Source organism: Sulfitobacter aquimarinus (assembly GCF_040149565.1).
GTDB classification, from domain to species: Bacteria; Pseudomonadota; Alphaproteobacteria; order Rhodobacterales; family Rhodobacteraceae; genus Sulfitobacter; species Sulfitobacter aquimarinus.
Map to the genome: position 1 here is coordinate 181,637 of NZ_JBEFLO010000005.1, position 21,950 is coordinate 203,586.

18 protein-coding genes are annotated in these 21,950 nt (G+C 60.9%); 11 read left to right on the forward strand and 7 right to left on the reverse strand.

The window, feature by feature from the left end:
• Position 1: 1 nt before the first annotated feature.
• From ABMC88_RS11750 to ABMC88_RS11765, 4 genes are read right to left on the reverse strand one after another with little or no spacing between them, the layout of a single operon-like run.
• Positions 2-700 (reverse strand): FkbM family methyltransferase, encoded by a 699-nt coding sequence (locus ABMC88_RS11750; RefSeq protein WP_349577077.1) that lies wholly within the window; start codon positions 698-700, stop codon positions 2-4.
• A complete protein-coding gene (locus ABMC88_RS11755) occupies positions 701-3,100 on the reverse strand; it encodes a glycosyltransferase family 2 protein (protein WP_349577078.1) in 2,400 nt (799 codons plus the stop codon).
• Positions 3,100-3,729, reverse strand: a complete 630-nt coding sequence (locus ABMC88_RS11760) for a sulfotransferase (RefSeq protein WP_349577079.1) — start codon at positions 3,727-3,729, stop codon at positions 3,100-3,102. The genes ABMC88_RS11755 and ABMC88_RS11760 overlap by 1 nt, the downstream gene beginning before the upstream one ends.
• Positions 3,726-4,766, reverse strand: coding sequence for a glycosyltransferase family 2 protein (locus tag ABMC88_RS11765; protein WP_349577149.1), 1,041 nt, complete (start codon positions 4,764-4,766; stop codon positions 3,726-3,728). The genes ABMC88_RS11760 and ABMC88_RS11765 overlap by 4 nt, the downstream gene beginning before the upstream one ends.
• 263 nt (positions 4,767-5,029) lie before the next feature.
• On the opposite strand from ABMC88_RS11765, the gene ABMC88_RS11770 reads away from it, so the two are divergent.
• Both ABMC88_RS11770 and ABMC88_RS11775 read left to right on the forward strand, forming a co-directional pair.
• Complete coding sequence (locus ABMC88_RS11770) at positions 5,030-5,935, forward strand: AAA family ATPase (RefSeq protein ID WP_349577080.1); 906 nt, start codon at positions 5,030-5,032, stop codon at positions 5,933-5,935.
• Positions 5,936-5,998: 63 nt separating this feature from the next.
• A complete protein-coding gene (locus ABMC88_RS11775; protein WP_349577081.1) occupies positions 5,999-7,264 on the forward strand; it encodes a vWA domain-containing protein in 1,266 nt (421 codons plus the stop codon).
• 66 nt (positions 7,265-7,330) lie between these two features.
• Here the strand turns inward: ABMC88_RS11775 and purL are convergent, their stop codons facing one another.
• A complete protein-coding gene (gene purL / locus ABMC88_RS11780; protein WP_349577082.1) occupies positions 7,331-9,490 on the reverse strand; it encodes a phosphoribosylformylglycinamidine synthase subunit PurL in 2,160 nt (719 codons plus the stop codon).
• 257 nt (positions 9,491-9,747) lie between these two features.
• Positions 9,748-10,644: a LysR family transcriptional regulator gene (locus ABMC88_RS11785; protein ID WP_349577083.1), complete on the reverse strand. Its 897-nt coding sequence runs from the start codon at positions 10,642-10,644 to the stop codon at positions 9,748-9,750.
• Between the two features lie 186 nt (positions 10,645-10,830).
• Here ABMC88_RS11785 and ABMC88_RS11790 point away from each other — a divergent pair, with 186 nt between their 5' ends.
• The 9 genes from ABMC88_RS11790 (at position 10,831) to ABMC88_RS11830 (ending at position 21,489) form a co-directional block, all read left to right on the forward strand.
• Positions 10,831-14,229 carry an indolepyruvate ferredoxin oxidoreductase family protein gene (locus tag ABMC88_RS11790; RefSeq protein ID WP_349577084.1) on the forward strand — a complete coding sequence of 1,133 codons (3,399 nt, stop codon included), beginning with the start codon at positions 10,831-10,833 and terminating at the stop codon, positions 14,227-14,229.
• Between the two features lie 308 nt (positions 14,230-14,537).
• Entirely contained in the window at positions 14,538-15,347 is an 810-nt protein-coding gene (locus ABMC88_RS11795; RefSeq protein WP_349577085.1) for a glutamate racemase, read from the forward strand.
• A gap of 45 nt (positions 15,348-15,392) precedes the next feature.
• Complete coding sequence (gene argC, locus ABMC88_RS11800) at positions 15,393-16,421, forward strand: N-acetyl-gamma-glutamyl-phosphate reductase (RefSeq protein WP_349577086.1); 1,029 nt, start codon at positions 15,393-15,395, stop codon at positions 16,419-16,421.
• Positions 16,422-16,437: 16 nt separating this feature from the next.
• Positions 16,438-16,881: a cytochrome c maturation protein CcmE gene (ccmE, locus tag ABMC88_RS11805; RefSeq protein ID WP_349577087.1), complete on the forward strand. Its 444-nt coding sequence runs from the start codon at positions 16,438-16,440 to the stop codon at positions 16,879-16,881.
• A gap of 71 nt (positions 16,882-16,952) precedes the next feature.
• Positions 16,953-17,564 carry a holin-associated N-acetylmuramidase gene (locus tag ABMC88_RS11810; protein WP_349577088.1) on the forward strand — a complete coding sequence of 204 codons (612 nt, stop codon included), beginning with the start codon at positions 16,953-16,955 and terminating at the stop codon, positions 17,562-17,564.
• Positions 17,555-18,127, forward strand: coding sequence for a holin family protein (locus ABMC88_RS11815; protein WP_349577089.1), 573 nt, complete (start codon positions 17,555-17,557; stop codon positions 18,125-18,127). The genes ABMC88_RS11810 and ABMC88_RS11815 overlap by 10 nt, the downstream gene beginning before the upstream one ends.
• Before the next feature lie 83 nt (positions 18,128-18,210).
• A complete protein-coding gene (locus ABMC88_RS11820; RefSeq protein ID WP_349577090.1) occupies positions 18,211-20,178 on the forward strand; it encodes a heme lyase CcmF/NrfE family subunit in 1,968 nt (655 codons plus the stop codon).
• Positions 20,175-20,627 carry a cytochrome c-type biogenesis protein gene (locus ABMC88_RS11825; protein ID WP_349577091.1) on the forward strand — a complete coding sequence of 151 codons (453 nt, stop codon included), beginning with the start codon at positions 20,175-20,177 and terminating at the stop codon, positions 20,625-20,627. The genes ABMC88_RS11820 and ABMC88_RS11825 overlap by 4 nt, the downstream gene beginning before the upstream one ends.
• Before the next feature lie 85 nt (positions 20,628-20,712).
• Positions 20,713-21,489, forward strand: a complete 777-nt coding sequence (locus ABMC88_RS11830) for an enoyl-CoA hydratase-related protein (RefSeq protein ID WP_349577092.1) — start codon at positions 20,713-20,715, stop codon at positions 21,487-21,489.
• 82 nt (positions 21,490-21,571) lie between these two features.
• On the opposite strand, the gene ABMC88_RS11835 is transcribed toward ABMC88_RS11830, so the two are convergent.
• Positions 21,572-21,883: a hypothetical protein gene (locus ABMC88_RS11835; RefSeq protein ID WP_349577093.1), complete on the reverse strand. Its 312-nt coding sequence runs from the start codon at positions 21,881-21,883 to the stop codon at positions 21,572-21,574.
• Positions 21,884-21,950 lie beyond the last annotated feature (67 nt).

Sequence of the window (21,950 nt, forward strand, 5' to 3'; positions counted from 1 at the left end):
CCTACCACGCGCGTCTGAAACAGACGACCTTGTTGGTCGAGCCGCGGGCGTAATAGGCCAGCCCTGCGTCCATCATAGCGCGGAAGACCGCGTTCACGCCTTCGGGGCCGATGTATTGGGGGTGCAGTTCGATCATCGCGCCGCGCAGGCCCGTCAGATCCATAGCGGGCAACAGATCCGCCTCTGCGCCCTCGATGTCGGCGATCAGGATGTTCGGCTTGATCTCTTTGAGGACATGGGACGCGTTGAGGACGTCCACCTTCACCTTCTCGCAATTCTCGGGCGTGTCACCCTCCAATGGGGCCATTGACGACGACAGCAGGTTCTCACGCACGTAGAAACTGGTGCTGCCGTTGCGTTTGCCCAAGATTCCGTGGGTGATATGCGCGTTGGTCAGATCGTTGGCTTTGTGCACCGACTGGATATAGGGGATCAGGGCGGGGTTTGCCTCAAACGCGAAGACATTGTGGATTTTGCGCCGCGTGGCCAGCAGGGTGGACATGAATCCGATGCCCGCGCCCAGCTCAATCACAGTATCTTCGTCTCGTACCAGTTTCAGAACATTGTTGGCCTCTTTCGCCTCATAGCGGTTGTCGCGCAGGGCTGTACGCAGCTTTCCGGTAATGAAATGCCCGTCTTTCGGGAACTTCATGCCTTTGGACATCACATAGGGGCTGGGGCCGTCGGTCGCGTCTTTCATCTAACTCTCCATATCAAGGGCGAGGGCATAGGCCACGCGCTCTGTCTCGGTCAGTTTTACCGCCAAAGCGTCGCGGTAAAGATCGGCGAATTCGGGGTTCTTATGCAGCTCGGCGGCTTTGGCGCGGTGCCAGTCAAGGCCCGTCTCGTGCCACTGGCGCAGGGTGGGGTCTTCCATCAGCCGATCATATTCGGCCCGCAGGCGCGGCACATTACGTTTGATGGTGATGTCGCGGAAATCCGACCAGTCCATGCGAATCCAGTAGTTGATCCCGATCGAGCGGTCGACATGCAGCGCACGCCCCCGCTGGCGTTTGATCAGAAACGATTCCGCCGAGCGTAGGGCATAGTGGTTGAGCTGCAAAAGGTCATAGCCGATGTTCTTCTTGGACGAGCGCCAGCCGTTGGTGGCCACATCCTTGGTCATGTCCTTACCCGACCCGTTGACCCATTTCACTTTGTTTTCAAACCCTTCATCGAGCTTGTTGGGGCGGTGGCACGAGATTTTCTCATAGGCGCCGATGTTTTTGAACATCGTCTTGAAGCCCCAGACCGTATGCGGCTTGGGACAGAACTTCGGTGCACAGGTGTCGAACTGGTCGATCACAAATTCATCGCTCAGCTTGGTCACGCCGTTATGGCCGAACAGCCGCCATGTCATGGCGACATTTGTGGCATCGGGCACGGCTTCGATAAAGTCCTGCACGGTGCCATTGCCGCAGCGCACGTTCATGAACTCGTCCACGTCGATGTGAATAATCCATTCGGCGTTTTTGATCACCGGCTCTTCGAGCGCACAATTCAGCGCGTATTGCTGGGGCGAGTTGCCTTTCCAGTCGTCGTTGTTGCGGTGTTGCAGCACGCCCATCTCTTGCAAACGGTCCAGAATCTCGGTCGTGCCGTCCTCGCATCCATTTGTATAGATGAGGAAATTATCCACCCCCATGGCGCGGTGATAGGCGACCCATTCGGTGATGTAGGGGGCTTCGTTTTTCATGCAGCCGACGATCACGTTGCCTGAATTGCCCTCGGGCAGGTCACGCGGGGTGATGGGGGTATAGGCAGCGGCCAGTTCTTCTTCGTTGACCGATCCCATCTTGTTGTGCGGCGCAAAGGTCGAGGTCCGCAGCTTTTCAAAGTTCTGCACGGCCAGCGGCGGCATCAGATCACGGGCGGTCTGCGACAGAGCGGCGGGCGCATCGCTGGGCGTGCGTGCGGGGGCGTCTGGACGGGGCGCGTCGGGTGTTTTCCCCACGGTGCCCGCCAGCCGCGCCAGATCATCGGCGCGTTTTGCCTGCTCTTCACGGGTCGCTTTGTCGATCCGCCACATATAACCCAGTAGGTATTGCGAGGGGCGATAGCCGTACATCGGGTCGGCCTCGGCCCATTGGCCCTTGGCGCGGGGGGCTTTGAACGTGTCGGCGTGCAGCCCTTTGTGATCCTTTAGCAATTTCTTCAACCCGGGCGCAAAGTGGCGTGTGATCGAGTGTAAGCTCGCCAGATTAAGGGGCGGGCCGTCCACGGCCACATCCTGCACAAAGCTGCGCCACAGCTGTCGTGGGAGGATACGCAAGCGGCTGGCAAGAACCTGAAGGATCAGCGCGTTGAGCTGCCGCCCGCGGGCCAGTGCCGCCTCGGGCATCATGGGGGCGGGAACGGTAGCCTCGGCTTTGCCGATGCTGTCTGTGATCCCGAAAGCAGCGGCGATTTCGTCTGTAATGTCTGATTGGGCAAACCGGTCTTCGTCATAGCTGTGCAGATGCACGCGGCCCTCGCCGAATGTCTCTTCCCAAAAGGCCACCAGCGCGGGCAGGTCCAGCCACGGCATCGGGCCTTGGGTCTCGGCAAAGACACCGGCGGCGGGGTCGATCTGGGGGGCGGCCTCAAGTGCGGCCTGCCGCCAGTCGGGGGCTTCCACCAACGCCAGTTCTGCCTCCAGCGAGATGCCGCGCCCTTCAAGGATTTGCGCGCCGTAAGCCCGCGCCATCATGCGGGTGGGCAAATCAACATGGGCGACAATGCGGATGTCATCCGACAAAGGCGCCAGCATATCGCGCAGGCGCGACAACTCGGACGCCGCGTGCAGGTTTGCGCCCAGTTGCGCGCACGACAGGATTAGGGTGTCAGGCGTGTGCTGTGCCACCTCGCGGGTCAGATCATCAATGACGGCCTCGCGCAGAACGGCCTGTTTTTGCGGCGTAATATAGCCACGGTTGAACCGCAGCGGGTCCACATGGGCGGGATCACTGGCCGCCATGAACAGCCGCGTGTGGTTCTTGTTGCCCGTGCTGCGGGCATAAAGGATACCCTTGCGGATCAGCTGTTCACGCTTGTCCGACAGGACCGATTGCACGCGCTCTGCGCTGGCCTCTTCCGGTCCGATATGTAGGTAAATGCGCATCAGCTTGCCTTGTGTTCAGAGTTGGCGTTGGCCTGTCCCCACCACGGCAATTCCAGCCCGAGGTGTCCGGCAACTGCCGCCCGTGCGCCATCATCGGCGACGTTGAATTCCAGATAGGCGGGATCACCCGCAAAATAACGGCGCAGGTTGGCGGTGTGGCCCTCGATCCATTTCACCCGCTCGGCCGATGTTTCGCCATAGCCTGCGGGCAGCCCCGGGATGTCCGCCTTGACCAGACGGTCGGTGCCCAGATCGGACCACGCCAGCATGGATTGCGAGACATCCCAACTGTCGCGGATCGAGGCCACAAACCGCACATCGGGGTGATGTTTGCGGATCGCGTCGATCATCGCAAAGTCCATCTGCGGCCACAGCGATTTGCCTTTGCGCAAACAGCTGACTTCGGTCAATGCGTTGAAATCCTCAAAGAACTCGGCGGGATCGCCGCTTTGGAAATAGCCCTGATACAGCAGATCGGCGACAAAGGCGTCCTGCAAGGCGGGCGTATTGGTCTGGCGCGGCCTGATGCGGTGATCGGCCACCCGCATTCCCGCAATTTTCAGCGCACGCGCCAGCGTGGTCGTCCCCGTTTTGGGCAAGCCAAGGTTCACCAGCTTAAGGCTGCTCACGACACGGCCTCCAACAACCCCAGCCCGCGCAGCATGTCCTCTTCCTGCGGTGGCAGTTTGGAGGCGCTGCGCAGTTGCTTTTGCATCTCGCGGTAGTCTTTTTGCTCCAACAAGGCATCGCGGCGGGCGATATGCGCAGCCACGCAAGCGTCATGCAGCGCACCAATTTGGCCTTGCGCCTTGAGCGCGGCCATCTGCTTTTTCAACGCAGGCAGATAGCGCCGGATCGAGGTATCCTCCCACGCGGGGTCGTTGCGCTCGCGCCAATAGGTATCGTCAAAAGCGCGGTTTTCGCGGTTCACATCGCCGCGGTCGTTCTTGACCAGATAGCTATCAAGGCTGCGCAGGGCGTAGTGGTTCAGCGTGGCGAAATTGCGCGACCCTGCGGCGGGAAAGCGGCGGATGCGGCGCGGATTGGCCGCCACCAGAAACCTGTGCTGCACATCACGGCCAGAGCCGTCTGTCCATGTGGGGCGGTTTTTCTTCTTTACCTTGGGTTTAAAGAACGGCCGGTGCGCGCCGTAATACTGCAAGGGAAAATCACTGCGGATCAGGGACTTCACCTCAATCGCGGCCTCGCCACACCACATGTCGGGGTTGTGGCTGTGGCTGAACTGTTCGATCACGGGGCGGTCTTCGAAAGCGTCCACGTCGTTGTTGGCGAAGAACTGGAAATTCAGGCTGATCGCGTGCGGATCACCGCAGGCCTCAATCAACGCGGGCAGGCTGTGGTCGCCCACATGGATGTTGGGAAACTCGTCCACATCCGCAATCCAAACCCAATCGGCATCCTGCACCAGCGGGTGCTTCTTGGCAGCCTTCAGCGCTTCCATCTGGTAATTGCGCCCCTCGGCAGGGTTGGGCAAATGCGTCACATGCCCCAACTCAGCCAATGCATCCAGCAGCGTATCGGTGCCGTCATCGCAATCGTTCGAGTAAAACAGGAAGTCGGTCACGCCGATGCATTGGTGAAACGCGATCCACTCCAACAGAAAGGGACCTTCGTTTTTCACGCAGGTGACTGTGGTAATGCGCAGAGGCTTTGTCATAGGACGTATCCCGCGACAGCCCGTGCAAATTGCAGTGGGTTAAACATATCCGCCTCGTTACGGGTCGCAGTGCCTTTATGGCCCGCCACCTCTTTTTTGCTCGTTAACAGGATGCCATTTTGGGCGAATCACGTCAATCTTTGCCTCGGGTGGCCGACGGGGTGCGTGACATATCTATCATTGATGGCTTGACCCTGCGCCCCAGCAATGCCCTTGTGAGAGGGTATGACCCAATGACAAAGGTGCCCCGCATGGCCGACACATCCTCAATCGACGCCGTACAGAAAATGCTGGCAGAGCAGGGTTATGTCTGTGGTAGGCCTTTGGCCACGGTGGTCTTTCTGAGCCTGTCACTGGGCCGACCGCTGTTTCTGGAGGGCGAGGCAGGCGTCGGAAAAACCGAGATCGCAAAAGCCATGGCCGCTGCCATGGGCCGCCGCCTGATCCGTCTGCAATGCTACGAAGGGCTTGATGCCTCTACTGCTGTTTATGAATGGAACTTTGCCGCGCAAATGGTCGCGATCCGCACGGCCGAGGTCACAGGCAGCGCCGACCGCAACGCGCTCAACGCCGAACTCTTCAGCGAAGACTTCCTGATCGAGCGTCCGCTGCTTCAAGCGCTGCGCCCCGACGAGAACGGCGCGCCGATCCTGCTGATAGACGAGCTTGACCGCACAGATGCCCCCTTCGAGGCTTTCCTGCTTGAAGCACTGTCCGATTTTCAGGTCACCATCCCCGAAATGGGCACGATCAAAGCGCCAGAGCCGCCCATCGTGATCCTTACCTCCAACCGCACCCGCGAAGTACACGACGCGCTCAAACGCCGCTGCCTGTACCATTGGGTAGACTACCCCGATTTCGAACGCGAGATGGACATCCTCACCGCCCGCGCGCCTCAGGCTGCGGCAGAACTCAGCCGCGAGGTCGTAGCCTTCGTCCAACGCCTGCGCACCGAGGATCTGTTCAAAAAACCAGGCGTCGCCGAAACAATCGACTGGGCCAAATGCCTGCTCGCCCTCGACGTCCTCACCCTCAGCCCCGAAGTCATCGCCGACACCCTGGGCGCCGTGCTGAAATACCAAGACGACATTGCAAAACTCCAAGGCTCCGAGGCCAAGCGCATCCTGGATGAGGCCCGCGCTTCGCTCGCCCCATGACGCGCTTCTTTATTTTGCCTTTAAACTCAATCCCGTACCCTCCACAAACGCAAGGGGCAGATTTTGGTTGAATACGCCCCCCTAGAGCTGCCCGAAAACCCCAAGCTTGCCGGAAACATCACCCATTTCGCCCGTGCACTGCGCCGCGCAGGTCTGCCCATCGGGCCGGGCCGCGTGATCGACGCTATAAAGGCCGTGCAAGCCGCTGGCTTCACCGGCAAGCGCGACTTTTACTGGACCCTGCACGCCTGTTTTGTGAACCGACCCGAGCATACGCGCATTTTTGCGCAACTCTTCCGTCTCTACTGGCGCGATCCGCGCTATCTGGAGCATATGATGGCCGCCATGCTGCCCGCCATTCGCGGCGTGCAGGAAGAACGCCCCGCCCAAGCCGCAGAGAAACGCGCAGCCGAGGCACTGCTGGACGGGGCGGAGGCCCCGCCAAAGGACGAGGCGGATGTGCCGAAAGAAGAAGACGCGCTGATCGAGGTGGATGCTTCCCTGACCATGTCGGCGTCCGAACGGCTCAAAACGCTGGATTTTGAATTGATGAGCCTTGCGGAGGTCGCCGAGGCCAAGCGCATGCTGGCGCGGCTCAGCCTGCCGATCCGGCCGCTGCCCTCGCGCCGCGCGGCGCCCAGTGCGGGCGTAGGCCGCGTCGATGGCGCGCGCTCGATCCGTGCTGCGTTACGGCGGGGCGGCGAGATGAACACTCTCGCGTTCAAAACGCCCAAGCCGCGCTGGCCCAATCTGGTGGTGCTGTGCGACATCTCGGGCTCGATGAGCCAATACAGCCGGATCATCCTGCATTTTCTACATGCGGTCGCGAATGAGCGCGGCGCCGGCTGGGCGCAGGTGCATGCGTTTACTTTCGGCACGCAGCTCACGAACATCACCCGCCATCTGCGCACCCGTGATGTGGACGCGGCGCTCAAGGCCGCAGGGGCCGAGGCGCAGGATTGGGAAGGTGGCACGCGCATCGGGCAATCGCTGGAGGCGTTCAACCGCCACTGGTCGCGGCGCGTTTTGGGGCAGGGGGCTGTGGTGTTGTTGATCACCGACGGTCTGGACCGTGACGACCCCGACGCGCTGGCGCGGCAGATGCAGCGGCTGCATTTGTCGGCACGCCGCGTGATCTGGCTCAACCCTTTGTTGCGCTGGGACGGGTTCGCGCCCAAGGCGGCGGGTATTCGCGCAATGCTGCCCCATGTGGACAGCTTTCGCGCAGGCCATTCCATTGCGTCGTTAGAGGCGCTGGCAGCCGCGATTTCCAAACCCGATGATGTGGGCGAGAAAACGCGGCTGATGCAGATGGTCGAGGGCGGGTAGGGGCCAGCCCCCTTGGCGCTGCGCGCCAATTCCCCCGGAGGTTAAGGGCAAAATAAAGAAGGGTTTTTACGTTACCGTTTGGGCGAAGCTGCTGGCGTGGAGTGTGCTGAGATCGGTCAGGGGTGCGGTGTGTTCGCCGAACGACAGATCGCTGCCGCCGAAGATGCCGACATGTGACAGCACGAGCCCTTGTTTTTCCGCTGTTTGGCGCAGGGCGTCTACGTCTGCGGGGGTCACGGCGATCAGATAGCGGGCCTGGTCTTCGCCAAACAGATGTGCGGTGCTGTCTGTTTCCAGCGCGAGGCCGAGGTTTGCGTGGTCGGCCATCTCGAAGGCGGCCAGGGCCAGCCCGCCGTCTGACAGGTCGCAGCAGGCGGCGATTGCGGCGTGGTTGGCGCGGATGAAGTTGCCGTGCGCGGCTTCGGCCTCGAGATCAACACTTGGCGCGTCGCCGTCCGCGCGGCCCATGGCTTCGGCCAGCAGGGCGGATTGGCCGAGGTGGCCTTTGCTTTCACCGAGGACGAGGGCGATGTGGCCCGCGCGCACGTCGAAGCCGATGATCTCGTTGCTGTGTTTGATGAGGCCTACGGCGCCGATGGTGGGGGTAGGCAGGATCGCGGAGCCGTCTGTTTCATTATAGAGTGATACGTTGCCCGACACGATTGGCATGTCGAGCGCTGCGACTGCTTCGCCGATGCCTTGGATCGCGCCGACGAATTGGCCCATAATCTCTGGCTTTTCGGGGTTGCCGAAATTGAGGTTGTCAGTGGTCGCAAGCGGTGTGGCACCTACGGCGGTGAGGTTGCGGTAGGCTTCGGCGACGGCTTGTTTGCCGCCCTCGACAGGGTTGGCTTTGACGTAGCGCGGCGTCACATCTGAGGTGAAGGCCAGCGACTTGTCGGTGCCGTGCACGCGCACGATGCCTGCACCCCAACCGGGCGTGCGGGCGCTGTCGGCCATGACCATTGTGTCATACTGCTCATAGACCCATGATTTGCCGGCATAGTTGGGCGACGCGAGCAGGGCGCGCAGGCCGTCCATGGGGGCGATGTCCGGCACCTCGGTCAACGGCTCCGCAGCGGGGGTTGCCACCCACGGGCGGTCGTATTCGGGGGCGGTGCCAGACAGCGCTTTGAGCGGCAGGTCACCTTTGACCTCCCCATTCAGGCGGATGATAAAGCGGTCCTCGGCGATGGTTTCACCTACGATGGCGAAATCGAGGTCCCATTTGTCGAAGACGGCTTTGGCCTCTGCCTCCAGCTCCGGACGCAGGACCATGAGCATACGTTCCTGGCTCTCCGAGAGCATCATCTCATAGGCGGTCATGTTTTCTTCACGGGTGGGGACTTTTTCGAGATCAAGGATCACGCCGAGATCGCCTTTGTCGCCCATTTCCACGGCCGAGCAGGTTAGGCCCGCAGCGCCCATGTCCTGAATGGAAATCACGGCACCTGTGGCCATCAACTCCAGCGTGGCCTCCATCAGGCGTTTTTCGGTGAAAGGGTCGCCGACCTGTACTGTGGGGCGCTTTTCCTCAATTGTGTCGTCGAATTCGGCGGAGGCCATCGTGGCACCGCCCACACCGTCGCGGCCTGTTTTGGCACCAAGGTAGACGACGGGCATGCCGAGACCGGAAGCGGCGGAATAGAAAATCTTGTCTGCGTCAGCGAGGCCAGCGGCAAAGGCGTTCACAAGGCAGTTTCCGTTATAGGCGGGGTCAAAGCGCACTTCGCCGCCCACGCAAGGCACACCGAAGCAGTTGCCGTAGCCGCCTACGCCCGCGACAACGCCGTGGACCAGTTGTTTCGTCTTGTGGTGCGCAGGCTCGCCGAAGCTGAGGGAGTTCATGGAGGCGATGGGGCGTGCGCCCATTGTAAAGACGTCACGCAGGATGCCGCCGACGCCTGTGGCCGCCCCTTGGTAGGGCTCGATGTAGGAGGGGTGGTTGTGCGATTCCATCTTGAAGACGACCGCTTGACCGTCGCCGATGTCGACCACGCCTGCGTTCTCACCCGGGCCGCAGATGACCTGGGGGCCGTCGGTCGGCAAGGTGCGCAGCCATTTCTTGGAGGACTTGTACGAGCAATGCTCGTTCCACATGGCAGAGAAGACGCCAAGCTCGGTAAAACTGGGGGTGCGGCCCATCAGGTCCAGAATGGTCTGATACTCGCTCTCGCTTAGCCCGTGGGCGGCGATGAGGTCTTGGGTGATTTCCGGCTCTGACATGGTGGCATCCCTTGGCGCTATAAATCTTGGCCCCTCTCATAGGGCAGACGCGTGCAAGGGGGAAGGGTGGATGCGACCTGTCGCAAGACAAAAAAAGACCGGGCACAAAGGCCCGGCCAAGTCCAACAGGGAGGTATAAGGGCTGGCCCGATGAAGGGCCGCGCGCCTTATGAAGTCCAGATAGGATGCGTATTGATTACAATCAAGGCAGATTCAAAACAGAATCAGGCATGTCCGCTATGCACTGTGTGCATGGCTCAGCCTTCTTTTCGCTGCCTGCGGTATGTAATAATTTCGTCTTGCACAAAGTCTTTGAAGGCCGCGACGCGCTGCGACTGGCGCAGCTCTTCGGGGTAAGCAAGGAAAACGGGCACCTCGGCAGAGGCGGAATGCGGAAGCACGCGCACCAGATCGGGGAAGTCCTGAATGAGGTAGTCGGGCAGGGCGCCGACGCCCAGATGGTTCAGCACCCCCTGCAACACGCCAAAGTAGTTGTTCACCGTCAGCAGGGATTTGATGTCATACATCATAAGTTGCTGGGTCAGGTTCAGCCCCGCGCCCACCTGCGCGCTAGAGGTGCTTTGACAGATCAGGCGGTGGTTCTCCATGTCTTCCATCGTCTCGGGGGCGCCGTGTTCGGCAAGGTATTCGGGGCTGGCAAACAGGGCCATCCGCACGGTCATCAGACGTTTGCGCACCAGATCGGCCTGTGACGGCTCTTTAAACCTGATCGCCACGTCTGCCTCGCGCATGGGCAGGTCCAGCACACGCTCTTCGAGCATCAGATCGACCTTGAGGTCGGGGTATTTGTCATAGAGCTTGGACAGGCGCGGCGCGAGCCATAGGGTGCCAAAGCCCGTGGTCGTTGTGACGCGCAATTCGCCGAACACTTCTTCTTCGCTGTCGCGAATACGGGCCGAGGCCGCATCAAGGCGTTTGGACATCGCACGAGTGGCGTCAAACAACAGCTCGCCCTGTTCGGTCAGGATCAGGCCGCGGGCATGGCGGTGAAACAGATTGGTGTTCAGCTGTTCCTCTAGCCCGCGCACCTGACGGCTGACCGCAGATTGCGACAGGTTCAACTTGTCCCCCGCATGGGTCAGCGATCCGGCATCCGCCACTGCGTGGAAGATTCTGAGTTTGTCCCAATCCATGATCCATCCCTTTTTCTTTGCAGGCCATCTAACCCAAAGCGCCATGCAAATACGAGAACAACCTTAGGGGAAAAATATGAAAGTTGCGTTAGGCTCTATACAGGTCAGCATTTGTGACCTATTGTGTTGAAAAGGGAGGCATGTAGACTCGATCTATTGCCGCTTTGGTTTCTTGGGAGGGATACCATGACAACGCAGAAAATTTCACTGAACGACCGTTTCGATCTGGAAAAGACCCAGGTTTTGCTGAATGGCACTCAAGCTTTGGTGCGGGTGATGATGATGCAAGCCGCGCGCGACAAGGCGGCGGGGCTGGATACCGCAGGGTTGGTTACGGGGTATCGCGGCTCGCCGCTGGGTGCTGTGGACCTACAGATGAGCCGCGCTGAAAAGCAGTTGACCGAATATAACGTGACCTTTCAGGCGGGCCTGAACGAGGATCTGGCCGCGACTGCCCTGTGGGGCGCGCAACAGGCAGAGGTGCGCGGCGAGGGCAAATACGATGGCGTGTTCGGTCTGTGGTACGGCAAGGGGCCGGGGGTTGACCGTTCGGGCGATGTGATGCGCCACGCGAATATGGCGGGCAGCTCCAAATACGGCGGCGTAGTGATGGCGATGGGGGATGACCACACGGGCGAATCCTCGACCGTGCTGCATCAGTCGGACTTTGCGATGGTCGACACCTACATGCCAGTGCTGTCGCCTGCGGGGGTGCAGGAGGTTCTGGATTACTCGCTGTATGGCTGGGCGCTGTCGCGGTTTGCGGGCGTCTGGGTTGGCCTCAAGACGATGAAGGACACGGTCGAGGTGACATCCGTTGTCGATGGTGATCCGCACCGCATGCAATTTGTCGAGCCCGAGTTTGACATGCCCGAAGGGGGCCTCAACATCCGTTTGGTGGATGAGCGGATTGCGCAAGAGCGGCGTCTGATTGACTACAAACGCTACGCGGCCGAAGCCTTTGCCCATGCCAACAAGATCGACAAACGCATGTGGGGCAAGGCAGGCGCCAAGATCGGCTTTGTCGCGGCGGGCAAGAACTACCTTGATCTGATCCACGCCATGTCCCTGCTGAACATCGACGCGGCGGAGGCCGAGCGGCTGGGCATTACCACCTACAAGGTCGGGCAGGTCTGGCCGCTCAACATGCGCGGGTTCAACGAATGGGCCGAGGGTCTCGACCTGATCGTCGTCGTTGAGGAAAAGCGCAAACTGATCGAGGTGCAGATCAAAGAGGCGCTGTTTGACCGCGACGCTCGCGTGCGGGTTTATGGCGGGCGCAAAGGGATGGAGGAACTCTTCTCTGCCGCTTGGGCGCTGGATCCTGTGGATATTGCTGAAAAGCTGGGGCAGGTGATTTGCGAAGAAGGGCGCGGGACGGACCGCATCACGGACGGGCTTGCCGATCTGGCCGATGCCAAACGCGCCGACAACACCGAAGAGCTGGCAGGGCGCACGCCGTATTTCTGTTCGGGCTGTCCGCATAACTCCTCCACCAAAGTGCCAGAAGGCAGCCGTGCCTATGCGGGCATCGGGTGTCACTTTATGGCGCAATGGATGGACCGTGAGACGCTGGGCTTTACCCATATGGGGGCCGAAGGCGCGAACTGGATTGGCGAAGCGCCGTTCTCGAACACGCCGCATGTGTTCCAGAACCTTGGGGACGGGACGTACAACCACTCGGGCGTGCAGGCGATCCGCGCGGCAATCGCTGCGGGCACGAACATCACCTACAAGATCCTTTATAATGACGCGGTTGCCATGACGGGTGGCCAGCAGAACGAGGGCGATCTGGACGCGCCACGCATCGTGGCCGAGCTGAAGGCGATGGGGATCAAGAACCTCGTCGTGGTGTATGACGAGAAAGAAGATGTCGACGCGTCCCGCTTCCACGGGGTCGAGATGTTCGAGCGCGCAGAGTTGCAAAACGTGCAGAAGCGGTTGTCGAAGGTGGAGGGCGTCAGCGCCATTGTCTACGTGCAGACCTGCGCCGCCGAGAAACGTCGCCGCCGCAAGCGCGGGCTGTTCCCCGATCCCGACAAGCGGATGTTCATCAACACCGATGTCTGCGAAGGCTGCGGCGATTGCGGCGTGCAATCCAACTGCGTCTCGCTTGTCCCGGTGGAGACAGAGCTGGGCCGAAAACGCGCCATCGACCAATCCTCGTGCAACAAGGATTTCTCATGCGTGAACGGCTTTTGCCCGTCCTTCGTGACACTGGAAGGGGCGACTGTGCGCAAGGAAGCGACGACAGAGGTGACTATCCCAGACCTGCCCCTGCCTGAACTGCCCGCGATCAACGGCACCTATAACGTCGTCATTACCGGCGTCGGCGGTACAGGCGTTGTGACCATCGGCGCCGTGCTGGCCCAAGCCGCCCAGATCGACGGCAAAGGCGCAGGCATGATGGAGATGGCGGGCCTTGCGCAAAAGGGCGGTGCGGTGAACATCCACTGCCGTCTGGCGATGCGTCCCGAAGATATCAGCGCTATCCGCGTGGCAACGGGCGAATGTGATGCGCTCATCGGCGGTGACCTGGTCGTGTCGGCGGGCAACAAGACGCTTGGCCTGACTTCGACCGGGCGCACAGGTGCCGTTGTGAACAGCCACCAGATCATCACGGGTGAATTCACCCGCGATACGGAATTCAACATGCCCTATGATCGGTTGGAGCTGGCCCTGCAGGCGCGGATCAAGGATGCACTGTCGCTGTTTGATGCCTCCGATCTGGCGAAGGCCACGCTGGGGGATTCGATTTTCTCCAACATGATGATCTTTGGCGGCGCATGGCAGCGCGGGCTGATCCCGCTGTCGCTAGACGCAGTGCTGGACGCGATCCGCCTGAACGGTGCGGCGGTAGAGCGGAATCTGCGCGCGTTTGAGATCGGGCGCTGGGCGGTGATGTATCCTGCCGAGGCGCAGGCGGTGCTGACGCCGAATGTGGTGGAATTGCCCAAGTCGCTTGAGGATAAAATCACCTTCCGCAAAGAGCATCTGACCGCCTATCAGGGCAAAGCCCTCGCCAAACGCTATGGCAAGATGCTGGACGGGATTGCGGATACGGACCTGCGCGAGGCCGTGGCCAGCGGCTATCACAAGCTGCTGTCTTATAAGGACGAATACGAAGTGGCGCGGCTGTTGCTGAGCAGCCGTGACAAGGCGCGGGCCGAGTTTGAGGGCGATTTCAAGATGTCGTTCAACCTTGCTCCGCCGATGTTGTCCAGGATGGGTCCGAACGGCCGCCCGATGAAGCGTGAGTTCGGCCCGTGGTTGGAGCGTCCCTTGCGGGTGATGGCCAAGCTGAAGCGTCTGCGCGGCACGCCGCTGGATGTCTTTGGCTACACCGCCGAACGCAAGATGGAGCGCGCCTTGATTGCGCAGTACGAGGCCGACATGCGCGAGGTGCTGCCCAAGCTGACGGCGGACACCCGCGACGCGGTCATCGCATTGGCCGCCCTGCCGCTGCAAATCCGCGGCTTTGGCCCCGTGAAACAAGAGGCCGAGCAAAAGGCCGCCAAACGGCGCGAAGAACTGCTGGCCACCATCCGCGCTGGCGGCACCCAATCCGCCCGTGCGGCTGAATGATGTAGCAGGGCTGCTCCATTGACGCGATAGGGGGCGGTGTCTTCCTTGGCGCGACAGTCAGCACGGGGATTGCGCCCTGCGCCCCGCCATACGGTCCTGTATGGTGGGGGATGACTGCGTAGGGTCGCAGGTTCGCGGGCGAACCTCTCTCTGCCCGCCGCTGGGAGGTGCCGATCTAGTCCCGTGTGCCACTGTCCCGAAACGGGTGATGGATTTCCTGCGCAAAGCCACGTATGAGCTTGGGGGAAACCGCTCAGCCCTTTTGAGACGGGACATAATTGTGAGGACCGGCACCGCCGGAAACGGATATGGCAGTAGGCATTTTTGACAGCGGATTGGGTGGCTTGACGATTTGGGACGCCGTGCAGGCGCGCCTTCCCGATCAGGAGTTCGTGTATCTGGCCGACAGCGCCCATGCGCCTTATGGCGTGCGTGATGCCGATGATATCTATGATCTGACCGTGGCCGCCACGCAGCGCCTGTTTGATGCGGGCTGTGATCTGGTTGTGCTGGCCTGTAATACCGCCTCTGCCGCTGCTTTGCGGCGGATGCAGGAAGGGTGGGTGCCCTCCGACAAACGTGTGCTGGGCGTGTTTGTCCCGCTGATCGAGGCGCTGACAGAGCGTGAGTGGGGCGACAATTCCCCTCCGCGTGAGGTGGATGTGAAGCATGTGGCGCTGTTTGCGACGCCCGCCACTGTTGCGTCGCGGGCCTTCCAGCGGGAACTTGCCTTTCGGGCGATTGGTGTCGACGTCGAGGCGCAGGCCTGCGGCGGTGTTGTCGATGCGATCGAGGACGGCGATATGATACTGGCCGAAGCCTTGGTGCGCAGCCATGTGGACGCGCTGCAACGCAAGATGCCAAAGGCTGACGCGGCCATTCTGGGCTGCACACATTATCCCCTGATGAAGGACGCCTTTCAGGCCGCCTTGGGCGAAGACGTCAAAGTCTACAGCCAAGCCGACCTTGTGGCCGAAAGCCTCGCCGATTACCTGACCCGCCACCCCGACAAAACCGGCAGCGGTGAGGCGGCGTTTCTGACCACGGGCGACCCTGCGCGGGTCAGTGACCGCGCCACGCAATTCTTGCGACGACAGATTTCGTTTACGGCGGCCTAAGCGGCCTGAACCTTCACGAAATTTAATATATCACGGACGACATACATGACCTACAACATCGCAATTCTTGGCGCTTCTGGCTATACGGGCGCTGAACTGATCCGCCTGATCGCTGGCCATTCCTCTATGCAGATCAAAGCCTTGGGTGGCAATTCTAAAGCGGGGCAAAGCATGGCCTCGGTGTTCCCGCATCTGCGGCATCTGGACCTGCCCGATCTGGTAAAGATGGAGGAGATTGATTTCTCGACCATCGATCTGTGCTTTTGCGCGCTGCCGCATAAAACCTCGCAAGAGGTAATTGCAAAGCTGCCTGCGGATCTGAAAATCGTGGACCTCTCTGCGGATTTCCGGCTGCGTGATCCAGAGGCGTATGCGCAGTGGTACGGCAACCCCCACTCAGCTTTGGAGCAGCAGGCAGAAGCTGTCTATGGCCTGACCGAATTCTACCGCGATGCGATCAAATCGGCGCGGCTTGTGGCGGGCACGGGGTGTAACGCGGCCACGGGCCAATTCGCGCTGCGCCCACTGATCGAGGGCGGCTTGATAGACCTCGATGACATCATCCTCGACCTCAAATGCGCCGTGTCGGGCGCGGGCCGTGCGCTCAAGGAAAATCTGCTGCATGCAGAATTGTCCGAGGGGTATCACGCCTATGCATTGGGCGGGACGCACCGCCATCTGGGTGAGTTTGATCAAGAGTTTTCCGCGATTGCGGGCCGCGAGGTGAAGGTGCAATTCACCCCGCATCTGGTGCCCGCCAACCGCGGCATCCTTGCGACATGCTATGTCAAAGGGGATGCGGGCGCGATCCACGCGGCGATGGTTGCGGCCTACGAGGCCGAGCCCTTCATCGAGGTGCTGCCCATGGGCGAGGCCCCCTCGACCCGCCATATCCGCGGCTCGAATTTTTGCCATATCGGCGTGGTTGCCGACCGCATTGCGGGGCGCACAATAGTTGTGGCGGCCTTGGACAATCTGACAAAGGGGTCGTCGGGCCAAGCGTTGCAAAACGCCAATCTGATGTTAGGTATCGAAGAGACAGAGGGGCTGATGATGGCTCCGCTCTTTCCGTAAGATATAGGGGGACCCGATGAAAAGCCTCAAGAAACAGCGCCGTATCCAGCTGATTGCGGTGGCGGTTGTGGCCTTGATCGGGTCCACCGCGCTGATCGGCTATGGCATGCGCGACGGCATCAACTTCTTCCGCGCCCCTGCGCAAGTGATTGCCGCGCCGCCCGCCCCGACAGAGGTGTTCCGCATCGGTGGTCTGGTTGAGGAAGGCACGCTGAAGCGCGGTCAAGGTGAGCAGATAAGCTTTAACGTGACAGACGGCGGGGCCAGTGTTGCGGTCACCTATACCGGCGTGTTGCCCGATCTTTTCGGTGAGAACGAGGGCATGGTGGGCACGGGCCGCTACATTAACGGCGTCTTTGAAGCTACTGAAATCCTTGCCAGACATGACGAGACATATATGCCCAAGGAAGTCGTTGATGCCCTGAAGGCGCAAGGCGTCTATCAAGAGCCGGACAGCTAAGGCCGCACGCTCCGGTGTGGGGGTGTTAACTAAATTGTAGCGTGATGTCCCCAGCAACCAAAGGGGGCGCCATGCACAGTGTCAGACAGATAGCGCAAGAGATCGTCGCCCGTGAGGGCGGCTATGTGAATGATCCCGACGATCCGGGCGGGGCTACGAATTTTGGCGTGACGATCCATACGATGCGCAGGTTGGGCCTTGATCTGGACCGTGACGGCGCTGTGACAGCGCGGGACGTGCGCAAGCTTTCCCGCGATCAGGCGGTCGGGATTTTCCTAGAGCATTACTTTGACCGTCCGTTGATCGCGGACTTGCCGCAGGCGTTGCAGCCCTCGGTCTTTGATATGTATGTGAATGCGGGCGGGAACGCGGTGAAAATCTTGCAACGGTTGTTGGTCGAGATGGGCTATGCGGTCTCGGTCGACGGCGCGTTGGGGCCGCAGACGCTGGCCGCGGTGCGGGCAGCGCATCGGAAGTCGCCGGATGATCTGGTCGATGCTTACGGGATCGCACGGCGCAACTATTATTTCCGCCTTGCCGACCGCCGCGTGGCCAGCCGAAAATACGCCCGCACGCGGGCAGGCGGCAAAGGCGGCTGGATCAAGCGGGCAGAGGAGTTCATTTCCCCGCGCTATCACCTCACCAAACAGCAATTCAAACAAAGGACAGCGCAATGGGGCTGATCGAGCGGATGTTTAATGTCGTCTTTGGCGGCGAACGCAATATTGTGCGCGACACCGTCGAGGTGTTTCGCGAAAATGCCGAAAGCAGTGCGGCACGCAGTGCGATGGTGCAGGGACAGGCGATGGACCAATACGGTGCCGAATTCAGCGCCCCCGCCAAGGGCAGCTTTGATCGCTTTATGGACGGGATGAACCGTCTGCCGCGGCCTGCTTTGGCGCTGGGGACGCTGGGACTGTTTGTCTCTGCTATGGTCGCCCCCTTGTGGTTTGCGCAGCGGATGCAGGGCATTGCGCTGGTGCCCGAACCGCTTTGGTGGTTGTTGGGGGTCATTGTGTCGTTCTATTTCGGGGCGCGGCATCAGGTAAAAGCGCAAGAGTTTCAGCGCAGTATCGTGGACACCGTCCAACACTTGCCGCAGGTCACCGCCAATATCACCGCCATTGAAAAGCTGCGCCATAACACTGTCGGCGTGGCCGATGTGGGCACTGATGCACGGCTCGCGGCGCAAGCTTTGGCCTCCGACGGGAACCCCGCACTTGACGCCTGGCGTGCGGCCGCCTAAGCGCTGCGGCTGTTTGTCCACTCTTGGGGCGGCTGGTCCGATTGTGATTGGAAGGGGCGTGGATACATCATATGTTCACAAACATGATTACAGAACTCGGACATTTCGCCCTGCTGCTCGCCTTTGGTGTGGCGCTGATTCAAATGATAATTCCTATGGTGGGCGCGGCCAAAGGCTGGTCGGGCTGGATGGCCGTGGCCGAACCTGCGGCGACAGTGCAATTCTTGCTGATTGCGGCCTCTTTCGGGGCGCTGACGTGGGCGTTTGTCACCTCTGACTTCAGCCTGTCACTGGTCGTGGCGAACAGCCATTCGATGAAACCGATGATCTACAAAATCTCGGGGACATGGGGCAACCACGAAGGCTCGATGCTGCTGTGGGTGCTGATTGTCGCGCTGTTCGGCGCGATGGCCGCGTGGTTTGGCACGCAATTGCCCGCGACCTTGCGCGCGCGGGTGCTGAGCGTGCAGGCCGCGATTGGCGTGGCGTTTTTGGCGTTTATCCTGCTGACCTCTAACCCGTTTGAGCGTTTGGCCGTGCCGCCCTTTGACGGCCAAGACCTCAACCCGCTGTTGCAAGACCCCGGTTTGGCCTTCCACCCGCCGTTTCTGTACCTTGGTTATGTGGGCCTGAGCATGGCGTTCAGCTTTGCCGTCGCTGCCCTGATCGAGGGGCGCGTGGACGCGGCATGGGGCCGCTGGGTGCGGCCTTGGACGCTGGCTGCATGGGTTTTCCTGACCATCGGCATCGCGCTAGGATCATGGTGGGCCTATTACGAATTGGGCTGGGGCGGGTTCTGGTTCTGGGATCCGGTGGAAAACGCGAGCTTTATGCCATGGCTTTTGGCGGCGGCGCTGCTGCATTCGGCCATTGTGGTGGAAAAGCGCGAGGCGTTGAAAAGCTGGACAATCCTGTTGGCGATCCTTGCTTTTGGGTTCTCTCTGATCGGGACATTCATTGTGCGCTCTGGCCTGCTGACCTCGGTACATGCTTTCGCCAATGACCCGGAGCGGGGGGTGTTCATCCTTGCGATTATGGCGTTCTTTATGGGCGGTGCGCTGATCCTGTTCACGCTGCGGGCAGGCGCGATGGAGGCGAAGGGCGTCTTTGGCCTTGCCTCGCGCGAGAGTGCGCTGGTGCTCAATAACCTGTTGCTGGCCGTGTCGTGTTTTGTGGTGTTTGTCGGCACCATGTGGCCGCTACTGGCCGAGATGTTCTTTGACCGCAAGCTGAGCGTGGGGCCACCGTTCTTTGACGCTGCCTTTACGCCCTTTATGGTATTGCTGGGCATTGCCTTGCCGATCGGGTCATCCATGCCGTGGAAACGCGCCTCGATGCGCCGTGCGGTTTACCCGCTGCGGTATGCGTTTGTGGCCGCTGTGGCGGTTGGTGGCCTTGCGTGGTCCATGCAGACGGGGCGCAGTTTGATCGGGCCTGTGGGCATGTTCCTTGGGGCTTGGGTGCTGATGGGCGTGGTCATTGATCTGGCGCAGCGCACGGGGCGGGGGCCGAACCGTTTGGGCCGTCTGTTCCGCCTGCCTGGCGCGGATTGGGGCAAGGCCACGGCGCACGCAGGGCTGGGCATCACCATGTTGGGCGTTGCGGGCATCTATGCCTGGACGGTGGAAGACATCCGCGTGGCGCAGATCGACCAACCCTTTGAGGTGCACGGCTATGAGATGACTTTGCGCAGCGTGACGCAGGGCAACGGGCCGAATTATGTCGCCACCACGGCGGTGATCGACGTGGCGCAGGACGGCGCATTCATCGCTACCCTTGCGCCCGAAAAACGCTTTTACCCCGTCGCCCAGATGCCCACCACCGAGGCCGCGATTCACCAGAACTTCAAACGTGACCTTTATCTGGTGATCGGGGACGAGCAGGAAGGCGGCGGTTGGGCCGTGCGGACCTATATCAAAGTCATGACCAGCTGGATCTGGATCGGCTGTGCGCTGATGGCATTGGGCGGCATATTTAGTTTGCTGGACAGGCGGTTCCGCGTGGGCGTCACAGCGCGAAAAACGCGCCAAGCAGCGGTGCCGGCAGAATGAAGCGTCTCGCCCTGATATTCGCCCTGCTCGCCACGCCGCTGGCAGCTGTCGAGCCCGACGAGGTCCTGTCGGACCCTGTACTGGAACAGCGTGCGCTGAACCTGTCCAAGGGGCTGCGCTGTCCCGTGTGTCAAAGCGAAAGCATTGATGAAAGCAACGCACCCATCTCCAAAGACCTGCGTCTGCTGGTGCGCGAGCGTCTTGTCGCGGGCGACAGTGATGCGCAGGCGCTGGAATTTATCGTGGACCGCTACGGCGAGTTTGTGTTGCTCAAACCTACCTTTGGCGGCGCGAACTGGCTGCTGTGGGCGGCTGGGCCGCTGATGCTGCTGTTGTCAGGTATCGCGGGCGTTGCCTATGTACGGGGCCGCGCAGAGGCGCAAGCGCCACAAGACGCAGGGCTGAGCGAGGAAGAACACGCCGCCCTGCGTGACATTCTGGACAAATAACGCCTCGTAGGAATGCGCCCTTGCCTCTGGTAGCCGTGGCGACCTGTGATAAAGTCGCGTGAGCATAATGATGAACGAGGGCGCTATGGATTATCAAACGATTACCTATGAGGTGAGCGAGGGCGTCGCCCTGATCACCATGAACCGCGCTGACAAGTACAACGCGCTGACCACCCAGATGCGGGCCGAAATCCAGCACGCTTTTACCGCTGGGGGCCAAGAGGCGCGTGTGGTGGTGATTACCGGCGCGGGCAAGGCGTTCTGTTCGGGGCAGGATCTGGGCGACAGCGGTGCAGGCAGCTCGATCGATCTGGAGCGGATGCTGCGCGATGAATACGCGCCCATGTTGCAGGCCATCACCGAATGCCCCGTGCCGACCATTGCGGCCGTGAACGGGCCTGCGGCGGGGGCAGGGGCGAACCTCGCACTGGCGACCGATGTGGTCTTTGCCACGCAAAGCGCGTATTTCTTGCAGGCCTTCACCCGCATCGGGCTTATCCCGGACGCAGGCGGCACCTATGCCATGCCGCGCCAGATGGGGATGGCCAAAGCGATGGGGGCCGCGCTGTTTGCCGATAAGATCAGCGCCGATCAGGCCGATGAATGGGGGATGATCTGGAAAGCTGTCCCCGACCACGAGTTCAACGCCCATTGGAGCGAACGCGCGGCCCATCTGGCGGCGGGGCCAACGGCCGCCTATGCTTCGGTCAAGAAGGTGATCCGCGACAGTTGGAACAACAGTTTCGAGGATCAGCTGAACCTGGAGGCCCGCGAGCAGGGCAAATGCGGCAAGTCGCGCGACTTTCAGGAGGGCGTTCTGGCCTTTATGGGAAAACGCGCCGCTCATTTCGAAGGCCGCTAGGCCTACCGCCGACATGAAATGCAAAAGCCGCCGCTCCAACATCGGAGCGGCGGCTTTTCAATGCGTACAGGCTGACCAGCGCCTAGCTGTATATGCGACGCTCGACCAGCAGAACGTCAGAGACGCTGGGCGCGCGGCCCGTGGCGCGGGCAACAACCGCGACTGCAACCCCATCCGCCAGTACGGTGTGAACCGAACCCGAGACTTTTTTGATGGTGATTTCAGGGGGCGTGTCGCCTTCGTCGTAGACAACTGCGATGTGGTCGGTCTTGCCGCTGCTGTCGGGAACCAAAGCGCCCGTCGGGCCGCGTTCGCACTGTGCCTGTTTCGGCAAAAGGCTTTTGGCTTCGGACCATTTGTACTGGACGGGGGCATTTTGAGGTGTTGGTGACATTTGGGGGGAACTCCTGTCAGGCGGATAGCGTGATCAGCGGGAGGCGTATGCACCCCCCCGCTGGCTT

Excerpts from the sequence above, each read along its gene's own strand:
- ABMC88_RS11750 (WP_349577077.1), bottom strand. The coding sequence starts at position 700 with ATGAAAGACGCGACCGACGGCCCCAGCCCCTATGTGATGTCCAAAGGC.
- ABMC88_RS11755 (WP_349577078.1), bottom strand. The coding sequence starts at position 3,100 with ATGCGCATTTACCTACATATCGGACCGGAAGAGGCCAGCGCAGAGCGC.
- ABMC88_RS11770 (WP_349577080.1), top strand. The coding sequence starts at position 5,030 with ATGGCCGACACATCCTCAATCGACGCCGTACAGAAAATGCTGGCAGAG.
- purL (WP_349577082.1), bottom strand. The coding sequence starts at position 9,490 with ATGTCAGAGCCGGAAATCACCCAAGACCTCATCGCCGCCCACGGGCTA.
- ABMC88_RS11785 (WP_349577083.1), bottom strand. The coding sequence starts at position 10,644 with ATGGATTGGGACAAACTCAGAATCTTCCACGCAGTGGCGGATGCCGGA.
- ABMC88_RS11790 (WP_349577084.1), top strand. The coding sequence starts at position 10,831 with ATGACAACGCAGAAAATTTCACTGAACGACCGTTTCGATCTGGAAAAG.
- ABMC88_RS11795 (WP_349577085.1), top strand. The coding sequence starts at position 14,538 with ATGGCAGTAGGCATTTTTGACAGCGGATTGGGTGGCTTGACGATTTGG.
- argC (WP_349577086.1), top strand. The coding sequence starts at position 15,393 with ATGACCTACAACATCGCAATTCTTGGCGCTTCTGGCTATACGGGCGCT.
- ccmE (WP_349577087.1), top strand. The coding sequence starts at position 16,438 with ATGAAAAGCCTCAAGAAACAGCGCCGTATCCAGCTGATTGCGGTGGCG.
- ABMC88_RS11810 (WP_349577088.1), top strand. The coding sequence starts at position 16,953 with ATGCACAGTGTCAGACAGATAGCGCAAGAGATCGTCGCCCGTGAGGGC.
- ABMC88_RS11815 (WP_349577089.1), top strand. The coding sequence starts at position 17,555 with ATGGGGCTGATCGAGCGGATGTTTAATGTCGTCTTTGGCGGCGAACGC.
- ABMC88_RS11820 (WP_349577090.1), top strand. The coding sequence starts at position 18,211 with ATGATTACAGAACTCGGACATTTCGCCCTGCTGCTCGCCTTTGGTGTG.
- ABMC88_RS11825 (WP_349577091.1), top strand. The coding sequence starts at position 20,175 with ATGAAGCGTCTCGCCCTGATATTCGCCCTGCTCGCCACGCCGCTGGCA.
- ABMC88_RS11830 (WP_349577092.1), top strand. The coding sequence starts at position 20,713 with ATGGATTATCAAACGATTACCTATGAGGTGAGCGAGGGCGTCGCCCTG.
- ABMC88_RS11835 (WP_349577093.1), bottom strand. The coding sequence starts at position 21,883 with ATGTCACCAACACCTCAAAATGCCCCCGTCCAGTACAAATGGTCCGAA.